This is a genomic window from Streptomyces sp. XM4193 (genome assembly GCF_023072595.1).
Classification (GTDB): Bacteria; Actinomycetota; Actinomycetes; order Streptomycetales; family Streptomycetaceae; genus Streptomyces.
The window spans coordinates 609,642-622,390 of sequence record NZ_JALLGK010000002.1 but is presented as its reverse complement, the minus strand read 5'-3'; the positions used below and the strand labels follow the sequence as shown (position 1 = coordinate 622,390).

11 protein-coding genes are annotated in these 12,749 nt (G+C 73.2%); 4 read left to right on the top strand and 7 right to left on the bottom strand.

The features are described 5' to 3' along the window. Positions 1–124: 124 nt before the first annotated feature. The gene (locus MTQ01_RS09935; protein WP_247488700.1) at positions 125–895 is read right to left on the bottom strand and encodes a metallophosphoesterase; all 771 of its coding nucleotides are present in this window, start codon (positions 893–895) and stop codon (positions 125–127) included. A gap of 337 nt (positions 896–1,232) precedes the next feature. On the opposite strand from MTQ01_RS09935, the gene MTQ01_RS09930 reads away from it, so the two are divergent. Then, positions 1,233–3,032 (top strand): long-chain fatty acid--CoA ligase, encoded by a 1,800-nt coding sequence (locus tag MTQ01_RS09930; RefSeq protein ID WP_247488698.1) that lies wholly within the window; start codon positions 1,233–1,235, stop codon positions 3,030–3,032. 170 nt (positions 3,033–3,202) lie between these two features. Here the strand turns inward: MTQ01_RS09930 and MTQ01_RS09925 are convergent, their stop codons facing one another. Continuing rightward, entirely contained in the window at positions 3,203–4,345 is a 1,143-nt protein-coding gene (locus MTQ01_RS09925) for a glycosyltransferase family 4 protein (protein WP_247488696.1), read from the bottom strand. A 48-nt stretch (positions 4,346–4,393) separates the two neighbouring features. On the opposite strand from MTQ01_RS09925, the gene MTQ01_RS09920 reads away from it, so the two are divergent. Next, a complete protein-coding gene (locus MTQ01_RS09920) occupies positions 4,394–5,653 on the top strand; it encodes a glycosyltransferase 87 family protein (RefSeq protein WP_247488694.1) in 1,260 nt (419 codons plus the stop codon). Between the two features lie 167 nt (positions 5,654–5,820). Here MTQ01_RS09920 and MTQ01_RS09915 read toward each other — a convergent pair whose 3' ends face one another. The 5 genes from MTQ01_RS09915 to MTQ01_RS09895 form a co-directional block, all read right to left on the bottom strand. After that, entirely contained in the window at positions 5,821–7,059 is a 1,239-nt protein-coding gene (locus MTQ01_RS09915; protein ID WP_247488692.1) for a hypothetical protein, read from the bottom strand. Between the two features lie 211 nt (positions 7,060–7,270). Beyond that, a complete protein-coding gene (locus MTQ01_RS09910; RefSeq protein ID WP_247488689.1) occupies positions 7,271–8,308 on the bottom strand; it encodes a C40 family peptidase in 1,038 nt (345 codons plus the stop codon). Between the two features lie 223 nt (positions 8,309–8,531). Next, positions 8,532–9,563: an NlpC/P60 family protein gene (locus MTQ01_RS09905; RefSeq protein ID WP_247488687.1), complete on the bottom strand. Its 1,032-nt coding sequence runs from the start codon at positions 9,561–9,563 to the stop codon at positions 8,532–8,534. Between the two features lie 325 nt (positions 9,564–9,888). Next, positions 9,889–11,247, bottom strand: a complete 1,359-nt coding sequence (locus MTQ01_RS09900) for an NYN domain-containing protein (protein WP_374207675.1) — start codon at positions 11,245–11,247, stop codon at positions 9,889–9,891. A 19-nt stretch (positions 11,248–11,266) separates the two neighbouring features. Further along, positions 11,267–11,506, bottom strand: coding sequence for a hypothetical protein (locus MTQ01_RS09895; RefSeq protein ID WP_247488685.1), 240 nt, complete (start codon positions 11,504–11,506; stop codon positions 11,267–11,269). 184 nt (positions 11,507–11,690) lie between these two features. Here MTQ01_RS09895 and MTQ01_RS09890 point away from each other — a divergent pair, with 184 nt between their 5' ends. Continuing rightward, positions 11,691–12,422, top strand: coding sequence for a rhomboid family intramembrane serine protease (locus MTQ01_RS09890; RefSeq protein ID WP_247488683.1), 732 nt, complete (start codon positions 11,691–11,693; stop codon positions 12,420–12,422). Beyond that, positions 12,419–12,700 carry an Lrp/AsnC ligand binding domain-containing protein gene (locus MTQ01_RS09885; RefSeq protein WP_211039764.1) on the top strand — a complete coding sequence of 94 codons (282 nt, stop codon included), beginning with the start codon at positions 12,419–12,421 and terminating at the stop codon, positions 12,698–12,700. The genes MTQ01_RS09890 and MTQ01_RS09885 overlap by 4 nt, the downstream gene beginning before the upstream one ends. The last annotated feature ends 49 nt before the right edge of the window (positions 12,701–12,749 follow it).

Sequence of the window (12,749 nt, the reverse complement as noted above, 5' to 3'; positions counted from 1 at the left end):
CGGCCGTCCGCCGCCCGGGCAGGACGTGCCGGGGCGGGTGTCCGAGCACCCGCGGGGGCGGGTGCCGCCCGTGCCCGTGCGTACGGCCGCCTGCGCAGGCTATCGCGCGCCCGGGGCGGCGCCGTCACCACTCCAGCACGTACGGCTTCCCGGTCGCGTTGAAGTGGCCGACGTTGACGCACTCGGTGGCGCCGATCCGCATCCGGGACGCCAGCGGCTGGTGGACGTGGCCGAAGAGAGCCCAGCGCGGGCGCACTTCGTGGATCGCCTCCAGCAGGGCGGCGCTGCCTCGTTCGAAGCGGCGGGCCACGGTGTCGTAGCAGAGGTCGGGCACCTCGGGCGGGATGTGCGAGCACAGCACGTCGACCCGCCCGAGGGCGGCGACCTTGGCCGCGTACGTCTCGTCGTCGATCTCGTACGGGGTGTTCATGGGGGTGCGCAGTCCGCCTCCGACGAAGCCGACCGTCAGCCCGCCGACCTCGACCGTCTCGCCGTCCAGCACCGTGGTGCCCGGTCGGGCGAACTCGGGCCACAGATCAGGGGCGTCGACGTTGCCGTAGGTCGCGTAGGTCGGGGTGGGGAAGGCGGCGAAGAGCTCGGTGTACTGGCGGCGCACCGCGGCCTGCACCGCGGCCTCCCGGTCGACCGTGGCCCACAGCCGCCGGGTGAACTCCCGCGCCTCGGTGAAGCGGCGGGCGGTGCGCAGCTCGACGATCTCGTCCGCGGCGTCCTTGCCGAAGAGGTCGGGGAAGATCCCGCGCGAGTGGTCGGCGTAGTCGAGGAAGAGGATCAGATCGCCGAGGCAGAACAGCGCGTCCGCGCCCTCGCCGGCCCTGGCGAGATCGGCCGCGTTGCCGTGTACGTCGCTGACCACATGAATCCGAGTGCCGCCCATGGCGGCCAGCCTAGGACCCGGCAGCCGGGCCGCGGGTCGGAACAGCGACTTCCGCGGTCCTCGCCGGCCGAGCGGAAACAGGCGGGACACGGATCACGCCCGATCGATCTCGGGCTGTTACCACAACGGACAAAGGGTCGCTTACTCTTCCCTTCAGCGACACATGCCCAGGCAAGTCGATGTGTGACACACCGAACATCTGACCCCGACCCCCTATCCGCAGTGCCATACCCGTGGGTAACGTCCGGGCCGTCCAACTCAAGGTTTCCGCCTTGAAGCGAGCCAACGGAGGCCGCCGCAACGGCCGATGTTCCGGCGCCGATGAGGAGCAGCAGTCTTGCGCGAGTTCAGCCTTCCGGCCCTGTACGAGGTGCCCGCGGACGGAAATCTGACCGATCTGATCCGCCGCAACGCAGCCCAGTACCCGGACGCTCCGGTGATCGCGCGCAAGGACGCGAAGAACCCGGAGGCGTGGCAGGACCTCACGGCAGTGGAGTTCCGCGCGGAGGTGCACGCCGCGGCCAAGGGCCTGATCGCGGCCGGCGTACAGCCCGGGGACCGCGTCGCGCTGATGTCGCGCACCCGCTTCGAGTGGGCGCTGATGGACTTCGCGATCTGGCACGCCGGCGGCGTCACCGTGCCGATCTACGAGACGAGCTCGCCCGAGCAGATCGCCTGGATTCTCAGCGACTCCGGCGCGGTCGGCATCCTGGTGGAGAACGCCGCGCACGCCGCCAGTGTGGAGTCCGTGCGCGAGCGCGTACCGGGTCTGCGGGACGTGTGGGTCATCGAGGACGGCGCGGTCGCACAGCTCAACGCCGCGGGCGCCGACGTCGAGGAGGCGAAGCTGGCCGAGCACTCGGCCGCCGCGAACGCCGACTCCCCCGCCACGATCGTCTACACCTCGGGCACCACCGGCCGCCCCAAGGGCTGTGTGCTCACCCACCGCTCGTTCTTCGCCGAGTGCGGCAACGTCGTGGAGCGGCTGCGCCCGCTGTTCACCCCGGGCGAGGGCTCGGTGCTGCTCTTCCTGCCGGCCGCGCACGTCTTCGGCCGCATGATCCTCGTCGCCTCGGTGATGGCGCCGGTGCGGCTCGGGCTGGTTCCCGACATCAAGCAGCTCACCGACGAGCTGGCCTCCTTCCGGCCCAACGTCATCCTCGGCGTGCCCCGGGTCTTCGAGAAGGTCTACAACTCGGCACGCGCCAAGGCGCAGGGCGAGGGCAAGGGCAAGATCTTCGACAAGGCCTCCGACACCGCCATCGCCTACAGCAAGGCGCTGGACGCACCCGGCGGTCCGTCGCTCGGCCTCAAGCTCAAGCACAAGCTCTTCGACAAGCTCGTCTACACCAAGCTGCGCAACGTGCTCGGCGGTCGCGCCTCGCACGCCATCTCCGGCGGTGCGGCGCTCGGCGAGCGGCTGGGCCACTTCTACCGCGGCGTCGGCTTCACGGTGCTGGAGGGGTACGGCCTGACCGAGTCCTGCGCGGCGACGGCGTTCAACCCGTGGGACCGGCCGAAGATCGGCACGGTCGGCCAGCCGCTGCCCGGCACCGTCATCCGCATCGCGGACGACGGCGAGGTGCTGCTGCACGGCGAGCACCTGTTCACCGGGTACTGGGAGAACGAGACCGCCACCGAGGAGTCGCTCACCGAGGGCTGGTTCCGCACCGGTGACCTCGGCACCCTCGACGAGGACGGCTATCTGGCGATCACCGGCCGCAAGAAGGAGATTCTGGTCACCGCGGGCGGCAAGAACGTGGCGCCCGCGGTCATCGAGGACCGCATCCGGGCCCACGCGCTGGTCGCGGAGTGCATGGTCGTCGGCGACGCCCGTCCGTTCGTCGCCGCGGTGGTGACCCTGGACGAGGAGTTCCTGCCGCGATGGGCCGAGGAGAAGGGCAAGTCCGGCCTCAGCCGCGAGGAGTTGATCGCCGACGCCGATCTGCTGGCCGCCGTCCAGCAGGCCGTCGACGACGGGAACGCGGCCGTCTCCCGCGCCGAGTCGGTGCGCAAGTTCCGCGTGCTGACGAGCCAGTTCACCGAGGAGTCGGGGCACATCACCCCCTCCCTGAAGCTCAAGCGCAACGTGGTCGCCAAGGACTTCGCCGACGAGATCGAGGCGCTCTACCGCTGACCCCGGGCCACCTCCGGCCCGCGGGACGGGCCGGAGCGCCCGACGGGTCCGCACCGCGCGCCGTACCGCCCGCCGAGCGAGAAGTGCCCGCAGTCCCGAGGGGGCTGCGGGCACCTTCCGTCTGCGGCCGGCGCGCGGACGTCCCGCACGCCGGGACCTCGGGGCTCGCCTCAGAGCAGTTCCTCCAACCGCTCGGCCAGCAGGTCCCGGCGCCACTTCTCCTCGACCCAGGCGCGCCCGCGCTCCCCCATCCGCTGCCTCAACTCCGCGTCCAGCAGCAGGGTGGCGACCCGCTCGGCCGTCTGCGCCGCGTCGCCGCCGCGCACGACCCAGCCGGTCTCGCCGTCCAGCACCGCGTCCGGGGCGCCGCCGGAGTCGCCGGCGACCACCGGCAGCCCGGTCGCGGAAGCCTCCAGGTAGACGATGCCGAGCCCCTCGACGTCCAGCCCCTTGCGCCGCGTACGGCAGGGCATGGCGAAGACGTCGCCCGCCCCGTAGTGCGCCGGCAGCTCCTCCCAGGGCACCGCACCGGTCAGACGCACCGAGTCCGCGACGCCGGTGCGTTCGGCCAGCGCCCGCAGCTTCTGCTCGTACGGGCCGCCGCCCACGATCAGCAGTACGGCGTCGGGCACCCGGGAGAGGATCGCGGGCATGGCCTCGATGAGGGTGTCCTGCCCCTTGCGCGGCACCAGACGGGACACGCACACGACCACCGGACGGTCGCTCAGGCCCAACCGCTCGCGCACCAGGTCGCCGCCGGAGCCGGGATGGAAGGTCTTCTCGTCCACGCCCGGGGGGAGTTGGGTCATCCGGGCCGCCGCCTGCGGGCTCAGCGCCCGGGCGATCCGCGACCTGGTGTACTCGCCGAGGTAGGTCATGGTGTCCGTCGCGCCGCCGATCCGACCCAACAGCTGCCGTGCGACGGGCAGTTGGGCCCAGCCGGCCTCGTGTCCGTGCGTCGTCGCCACGAGGCGCCGCGCGCCGGCCCTGCGCAGCGCCGGGGCCATCAGCCCTAGCGGCGCCGCGGCCCCGAACCACACCGAGGTGCAGCCGTGCTCGCGCAGCAGCGCGGTCGCCCGGCGCGTCACCCGCGGGGTCGGCAGGAGCATGGTGGCGCGGTCGCGCACCACGGTGTAGGGCTGCTCCGCGTCGAACTTCTCGGTGGCCGCCAGCCCTTCGGCGGTGCGCTTCCAGGTCGAGGCGTAGACGACCAGCCGATCCGGGTCGAGACGGAGCGCCATGCTGTGCAGAAACGCCTGGATTCCACCCGGCCTGGGGGGAAAGTCGTTGGTCACGATCAGGGTCTTTTCCATCAGCGCCGACAGTACCGGGTGGTACGGAGCACCGCGTACGGTCGGGGGATGCGTCCGACTCTGCCCGCCGTCCTGACCGCCTGGGCGGCCACCAGGGCCGTGCTGCTGCTCTGCGTCCTCCAGATCCTGACCCTGCCGGGCCCGGTGGTGACCAGTGATGTGGAGGTCATCTACCAGGGCTGGTCCGAGGTCCTGCGCACCGGCGTCTTCCCCGAGGACGACGTCACCTGGCAGTACCCGCCGGCCGCGGCGCTGCCCGTGCTCGCGCCCCTGCTGCTGCCGTTCCTGGAGTACGCCCCGGCCTTCTACACCCTCGTCCTGCTCACCGACGCCGTCGTGCTCGCGCTGCTGCTGCGGGCCGGCCGGGGCAGGGGCCGCAGCCGTGCGGGCGCCTGGCTCTGGGTGGCGGGAGTGCCGCTGCTCGGCCCGACCGTCTATGCCCGGTACGACCTGATGGTCACCGCGGTCGCGGTCGCCGCACTGCTGTGCGCGGTGACCAGGCCGCGGGTGGCGGGGGCGCTGGTGGCCTTCGGCGCGCTGCTGAAGGTCTGGCCCGCCCTGCTGCTGGCCGGAGCCGCACGCGGTCGCGGCGGCCGACGGATGTGGGGCGCCGCGGTGCTCACCGGGCTGGGGGTGACGGGGGCGTTCGCCCTGGCGATGCCGAACGCGCTGAACTTCCTCACCGCGCAACGGGATCGGGGTGTCGAGGTGGAGTCGCTCGGCGCCCTGGTCTTCCACATCGCCCGCCACTTCGGGTGGGAGGGACGCGTCGAACTGCACTACGGCTCCATGGAGTTCCTCGGACCCCAGGTGTCCACCGTCGCCGACGTCTCGCTGCTGCTGAGCCTGGTGGCGTTCGGGTGGCTGCTGTGGTGGCGGGTGCGCGCGGTCGAGTGGACACCCACCACCTGTGCCGACGCCGCGTTCGCCGCGCTGCTGCTGTTCACCGTCACCAGCCGGGTCATCAGCCCGCAGTACATGGTGTGGCTGGTCGGAGTCGCCGCGGTGTGCCTGACCCTGGAATCCCGGCGTCAACGGATGCCCGCCCTGCTGGTGCTGGCGGCGACGGGGGTGACCCTGCTGGAGTTCCCGATCTTCTTCGGCGAGGTCGTCACCAGCGAACCGCTGGGCGTGGCGCTGCTGGTGCTGCGCAACGGCCTGCTGGTCGTGGCCGGCCTGGCCTCCTGCCGGGCGCTGTGGCACACCACGGTCACCGCGCCGCGGCCCCGGGCGGCCGGCCCCACGCCCGGGAGCACCGGAGCCGGTACGACGCCGCACGACGCACCCGACCCGCTGCTCACCCGCTAGCCCCGGCCCGACAGCCCCGGCCCCGCTCGCCCGGCAGGCGCCTGGCCGCCGTCGACGGTCAACCGGCGTCCACGGCCGGACGCGCCGGGTCGGCGGCGGGGGCGGCGGGTCGGCGACGGAGGGCGGAGGACAGAGGACGGCGGACAGAGGACGGCGACGGTGGGCGGTCAGCCGAGCTTGTGGCGGACGAAGTGGCGCCAGCGGGCGTGGAACTCCTGCTCGTCCACGCCCAGTTCCGCCCGCAGGGCGCGGTCCAGCGCCCCCGGGCCGGGACGACCGGCGGCGGCGTAGAACCTCCGCAGGCTCTGCTCGCCCCACTGCTCGGCGACCATCAACGCGCCGAGCCAGCCCGCCTCGTAGGAGAGCGCCAGCGCGTGCGCCGGGCCGTCGAAGGCGAAACCGCCGTCGGCCGGCAGCCGCTCGGGCAGCGTGCCCGCCCGCAGGGCCTCCCGCAGCCGGGGTGCCGCGTCCGGCAGTTGCGCGTCGGTGCCGCCGTAGCCGATCCAGTCGGCCAGACCTTCCGAGAGCCACATCGGGGTGGTCTCCGTGGTGGCCTCCCGGGTCGCCACATGGGCGGCCTCGTGGGTCATCACGACCTGCCGTCCGGCCGCGCTCAGGGTGCCGAACGGCCCGGGGTTGACCACGATCCGGTCGGCCGCGTGCCCTCTGCCGCTCTCGCTGGTCGTCACCGCGGCGATGCCGCGGTACTGCGCGGGCGCGGCGGACAGCAGCTGCGCCGTACGGTCCAGATCGGCCGGCGCCAGCACCACGATCCGACGCGGCCAGCGGCCCGGCCACAGCGCGCTGACCTCGGGCACGGCGCGGTCGGCGGCCCGCGCCAGGGCGCGCAGCTCGCTCCGGGGCCGCCCGGAGCCGAGCACCAGCGAGCGTCTGCCGGTGACGACGTCGAGCCGGCCCTGCTCCCACACCTCGCGGGTGTCGGCGAAGCGGGTGCTGTCGCGGTACCAGCGGCCGTCGCGGGCGACCACGGTCCAGCGCTGGGTGGCGGTGCGGGTGCCCTCGTCGTATCCGCGCAGCCGGTAGCGCAGTTGGGCGACGACCTCGGCCCGGGCCCGGCCGCCGACGGAGCCCTCGGCGAGCGAGACCTCGGCCACCCGGTAGGACCAGTGGGAGAGCGGCAGTCGGCGCACATTGCGCAGCAGCCGCCGCTCGGTGGTGCGGTAGCGCACCGCCCGGGGGTCCACCGTCTCCAGGTACGCCGCCTCGTCCCCCTCCAGCACCGCCGCCGCCTGGCGGTCCAGCAGACGCTGCATCCGGTGCTCCGAGGGCGCCTCCAACAACGAGGTGACCGCGGGTACGCAGCTGAGCGAGCCGGCCGCGAGCGCCGCGGCCAACAGGCAGAGCAGCACGGGCCGCAGACGGGCACGGACGCCGGGCGCGCTCACCGGCCGCACCGACCGTGTCCGCACCCGCCCGGGCCGGACGCCGCTCCCGCCGCGCCCGCAACTCCCGCGACCGCAACGCCCGTCACGCCCACAGCTCCCGTCACGCCCACGGCTCCCGCCGCGACCGCAACGCCCGCCGGGCGCACGCACCCCGCCGGCACCGCCGACCGCGCCGGAACCGCCACGCCCGCACCGCGCTCGGCCCGGCCGCTCACGGCCGCTGCACCGCGCTCACGGGCATCATCCCGATCGGGTCGTACCGGACCGCGGCACCCGGGTACGGGGAGTGGATCACCTGCCCGCCGCCCGCGTAGATCGCGACATGACTGGCGTCGCCGCGGTAGATCACCAGGTCTCCCGGCTGCGCCTGCGACGGCGACACCGAACGACCCACCCCCGCCTGCCCCTGGGAGGTGCGCGGCAGCGCCACCCCGGCCCTGGCGTACGCCCACTGCGTCAGCCCGGAGCAGTCGAACGCCGAGGGGCCGGCCTGCCCCCAGGCGTACGGGCGCCCGAGCACGCTTGTGGCGGCTGCCAGCGCGGCTCCCGCTCTGCCCTCCGCTCCCGGGCCCCCGACGGCGGATCCCGGGCCCCCGACGGCGGACGCGGGGCGCACAGCGCCCTCCTGGCGGCTCTCGCGGGCCGCACGCTCCTCGGCGCTCATCCGGTTCAACATCCGCTGTGCGGTGGCGAGTCGACCGCGCACGTCCTTGCGCCGGTCGGCGAGCTCGGTCCGGTGCCGCGCCAACTCCGCCAGGGCTCTCGCGCCTTCCTGCCGGTGCTGGCGCAGCACCCGCTGGGCCCGCTGGAGTTCGGCGAGCCGACCGGCGGCCCGGTGCCCGACCCGCTCCAGCGCGGCGGCGCGGGCGAGGTAGGCGTCCGGCTCGTCGGTGAGCAGCAGTGCGAGGGCGGGGTCGAAACCCGCGGAACGGTACTGGCTTCCGGCGACGGTGCCCAACGAGTCGCGCAGCCTGTTCACTTCGGCCTGACCGCGTGCCGCGCGGTCCTGTGCCCGGCTCAGCTGTCGCTGGAGGCCGCCCACCCGCTCGGCGGCCGCGTTGTACTTCTCGGTGGCGCGCTCGGCGTCCGCGTAGAGCCCGTCGAGCGCGGCCGGCGGGTCCTCGGCGGGACGCGCCGCGGCGGTGCCGCCGCCGAGCGTCGCGGCCGTCGCGGCAGCCGCGGACAGAGCCGTCAGCCCCCTGCCCCGCGGGGTGGACGCCCTGTGTCGTGAGGACCGGTGAGACACCACGGGTGCCGCACTCCTTCCGCCGGCGCTCCCCCGGCGGGAGCGGCGCGAGCAGACAGTAGCGCCGGCTCGTTCGGCGTTCCACCGACCGCGCGCTGCCCGGGAACGCCGAAGCCCCGCCGCTGACGCAGGTCATCGACGGGGCGAACGCTTTGGCGACCGCTGCCCCGAATCACCCGTACGAGGGAGATTGGCGGGGCCGCGAGCGCGGGCGGCGGAGGAGGCGTCAGACGCGGACGCCGAACATGAACGGCATGTTGTTGATCGACTCGTACCGCACGTTGGCGCCGGGCTTGGGCGAGTGCAGGATCTGGCCGTTGCCCGCGTAGAAGCCGACGTGGTGCAGGTCGTTGTAGAAGAACACCAGGTCGCCGGGGGCGAGTTGGCTGCGCGAGATCCGGGTGCCGATGTTGGCCTGCGCCTCGGAGGTGCGCGGGATGGAGACGCCGGCCTGCTGGAAGGCCCAGGAGGTGAGCCCGGAGCAGTCGAAGGAGCTGGGGCCGGTGGCGCCCCAGACGTAGGGCGAGCCGACCTTGCTCTGCGCCGCGCCGTACGCGCTGGACGCCCGGCCGGGTGCGGGGGCCTCGCTGCCGCCGCCGAGGTCGGCGCGGTCGCCGGCGTCGCGGCTGGCGCGCTCCTCGTCCGCGGCGATCTGCTGGCGCTCCTCGGCGGTGAGCTCGTTCAGCAGCGAACGCGCCTTGCTGAGCTTGCCCTGGATGTCCTTCTTCTTGCTGCCGAGCTCCTTGCGGGTGCTCTCCAGCTGGTCGAGCTTGGTCTTGGCCTCCTTGCGCTGCTGCGCGAGGGACCGCTGCTTGTCCTGGATCTGCTTGAGCTCGCCGGCCTGCTTGCCGCTCATCTGGTCCAGCGTGGCGGCGCGGGCGAGGTAGGAGTCCGGGTCCGCGGAGAGGAAGAGCTGCATCGAGGGGTCGACCGAACCGCTGCGGTACTGCGCGGTCGCCATGGCGCCGAGCCCGTTGCGGAGCTTGTTGAGCTCGGCCTGGCCGCGCGCCACGGAGTCGCGCAGACGCTCCGTCTGCTTCTCCAGCTTGTCGGCCTTCTCCTTGGCCCCGTTGTACTTCTCGGTGGCCGCGGAGGCTTCCTCGTAGAGCTTGTCGACCTTGGCCTTGACCTCGGACTTGGACGAGCCCGGATCGGCCTGGGCGCTCTGAGCGGTGACAGCGACAGCAGCAGCGGCGGTCGCGGTGAGCACGGTCACGCGGGTACGGCTCGGCTGCTTGGGACGACGGTGGGACGCCACTGGGGCGATCTCCTTCTTCCTCAGCCGCCTGCCAGAAGTTGGGCGCTTCCGGCTCCGCGTGAACGCCGCGGAATCGGCGGTTCCTTCACTGCCGCCCCGGGTGGGCGATCAACCGTGCGAAGGTTCGAGGGCAGACACTAGCCAGCCGCGGAATGCGCTTCAAATCTTCGCGGAAAAAAAGTTGCTTCTGCCGGGAATCCTTTACCAACTTCACACGGGCAGCGACCGTCAACTGACCCTGTGTAGAAGTGAGATGGCTTCGCGGTGACGCGTACCACACCCTCCGCCACCATCCGGGCAGCCCGGCCCATTCGCCCAAAAGGCGTCAGGTGCGCCCAAGTCGCTTCAGCAGCAGGCTGGAAGGGACCGGCCGCGCGCCGGCGGCGGCGACCCCGTCGGCCACCTCCCGGTCGGTCGAGACCACGACCACCGGACGCCCCTTGGGCTCCGCGCGCACCAGACGGCGGATCAACTCGTCAGCCGTCTGGCCGGACTTGCTGAAGAGCACCCGGACTCCGCGCGGCGGCGCCAGCAGCACCGGCACCGCCAGCTCCGCCCCGTCGAACACACAGGTGACCTCCGCCCCCGACTGCGCCGCCAGCATCGACAACCCGCCCAGCAGCCGCAGCCGCTGCTTCTCCAACGGGAGCGACGGGTACCCGGTCTTGGTCACGTTGTAGCCGTCGATGAGCAGATGCACCTGGGGCAGCGCCAGCAACTGGTCCAGCAGCGCCGGGTCCTGCTCGGTCAGGGCGCGCTGGGCGATGTCCCCCGGCGTCATCCGTCCCGGCTCGACCGCCTCGACCAGATCGGCCGGGTGCTGGCTCGTGGGCGGCAGTGCCAGCTCGCGCCGCAGCCCCTGCGCCGCGTCGAGCACGGTGTCCAGCAGCAGCCGCACCCGCATGTCCTCGACGCTGCGCCCCTCCCGCACGGCTCGGCGACCGGCCTCCAGCGCCGCCTCGGCCTCCTCCGCACGCGCCCGCAGTCGCCGCGCCTCGCCGTCGGCGGCGGTGCGGTGGTGGGCCAACTGCCCGCGCAGCTCCTCGGACTCGGCGTGCGCCTTGCGCACCGCGGCCTCGCCCCGTTTGACGTCGCTCAGGGCGCTGCGCAGCTTGCGGTGCAGCGCGTCGTTCTCCTTGCGCACCGCCTCCAGATCCGCCTTCACCCGCGCGGTCTCGTCCCGGGCGGCGCTCTGGGCCTGCGTCAACTCCTCGCGCAGGCGGGCCGCTTCGCGGGCGGCCTCCTCGCCGATCCGCTCCGCCTCGGCCCGCTCGGCCTCTCCGCCGGCGGCCTCCACCAGCTCGCCCCAGCCCGGCGGACGCAGCAGGTACGCGAGCGCCGCCACGTCGACCGGGTCGGCGGCGGCCGGCGGCGCCCCGGCGTTCAACGCCTCGGCCAGAGCCGGGAACTCCTCGCGCTGGTGGTCGGCGATGCGTCCGCGGAAGACGGCGTCGCTCTCCAGCGCGGCGGCCATCGCGTTGCCGCCGAACCTCGCCCTGCGCGAGGGCGTGAAACGGGCGTACTGCCGCAGCGAGGCGGGCAGTTCGGAGACGGTCATCCCTCCGAGCGCGTCGTCGGTCAGCGCCACCACCTTCCGCCGGACCTTCTCCGGCAGGGGGCGCTGCGGCTCCTCGGTCGGCTGCCGGTCCTCGGGGGCCGGCTCACCGCCTGTCCGTTGCTCCACCTCTCACACCGCCGCCCGCTCAGACCTGCGCGCCGGGCCGGTCGACCAGCTCCACCCGGTCGACGGCGTCGCACCAGCGGCAGCGCACGGACTCGAGTGATTCGCGCAGCACCTCGCGCTCCTCGACGGTGGGCTCACCCGCGAGGTCCAGGTGGACGTACTCCACGACCCTGCTGCTGCGCATGACGTCGAAGCGGGTGAGATTCCCGCACAGCGTGCAGCGCCAACGGGTCTGCGCCGTGGGCTCGGGGACCGTCATGGCTCGTCCTTCACTCTCGCGATGGGTGCGCGGCCCGCCGACCGTGCCCGACCGGGCGGGCCGGCGCGGCGCGGACCGCACGGTTCCACTCGGTTCGGCTCTCTGTGCCGCAAACCCTACGGCCTGTGGTGCGGCGCGTGTGTCGGCACGGCTGGTCCGTGGCCGAGCCGTCATCATCCACCCCATGCCGCGTACCCCGGGGAGCAACCTGATCGGACAACTGGCCGGACGCCCCGTCGCCACATACGGGCTGGCCGCCGTGAGCGTGGCGCTCTTCCTGCTCGGCCCCGCCTCCGGCTTCACCACCGTCCACGGCGAGGGAGCCGAACTGCGGGCGGCGCAGCAGGCGTACTTCCAGCAGTGGGGCGTGGTCCCCGTACAGCTGTGGGACGGCGGCCTGCGCGCCTGGACGACGCCGCTGACCGCGCTCTTCCTGCACGGCAACTGGTTCCACCTGCTCGGCAACGTGCTCTTCCTGCTCGTCTTCGGCCACCTGGTCGAGGAGCGGACGGGCGTGGCGCGCTTCCTGTGCGCCTATCTGTGCGTCGGGTACGCCGCCACGGTGGTCTACGCCGTCGCCCACCCCGACTCCTCGGAGTCGCTGGTCGGGGCCTCCGGTGCGATCTCCGGCGTGCTCGGAGCCTTCCTGTACCTCTTTCCCCGCGCACGGGTCACCAGCGTCTACCCCTTCCTCTTCTTCCTGCCGCTGCGGCTGCCCGCCTGGCTGGTGCTGGTCTTCTGGGTCTCGTTGCAGTGGCTGGCGCTGCGGATCGACACCGAGGGGCCCGGGGTCGCCCACCTCGCCCATGTCGCCGGTTTCGCACTGGGCTTCACCTGGGCGTGGGTCTGGTCCCGCGGACGCAGGAGTAGGGTGAGCACGCCGGCTCAGGCGACCGAGGGAGAGGCAAGAACGTGATCACTTCGATCGTGCTCATCAAGACCAGCACCGACCGCATTCCCGAGATCGCCGAGCAGATCGCCGCGTTGGAGGGCGTCAGCGAGGTCTACTCGGTGACCGGCGCGCACGATCTGATCGCGATGGTCCGGGTGGCGCGCCACGACGATCTGGCCGAGGTGATCCCCGGCCGGATCAGCAAGGTGCCCGGCGTCGAGGCCACCGAGACGCACATCGCCTTCCGCACGTACTCCCAGCACGACCTCGAAGCGGCCTTCGCCATCGGGCTGGACGCCTGACGCAGCGTTCTGCTCGCGCCCGACGCGGCGTTCTGCTCCGCGCCCGACG

Coding starts and splice junctions, on each gene's coding strand:
- MTQ01_RS09920 (WP_247488694.1), top strand. CDS start 4,394: ATGCGTCCGACTCTGCCCGCCGTCCTGACCGCCTGGGCGGCCACCAGG.
- MTQ01_RS09925 (WP_247488696.1), bottom strand. CDS start 4,345: ATGGAAAAGACCCTGATCGTGACCAACGACTTTCCCCCCAGGCCGGGT.
- MTQ01_RS09895 (WP_247488685.1), bottom strand. CDS start 11,506: ATGACGGTCCCCGAGCCCACGGCGCAGACCCGTTGGCGCTGCACGCTG.
- MTQ01_RS09890 (WP_247488683.1), top strand. CDS start 11,691: ATGCCGCGTACCCCGGGGAGCAACCTGATCGGACAACTGGCCGGACGC.
- MTQ01_RS09935 (WP_247488700.1), bottom strand. CDS start 895: ATGGGCGGCACTCGGATTCATGTGGTCAGCGACGTACACGGCAACGCG.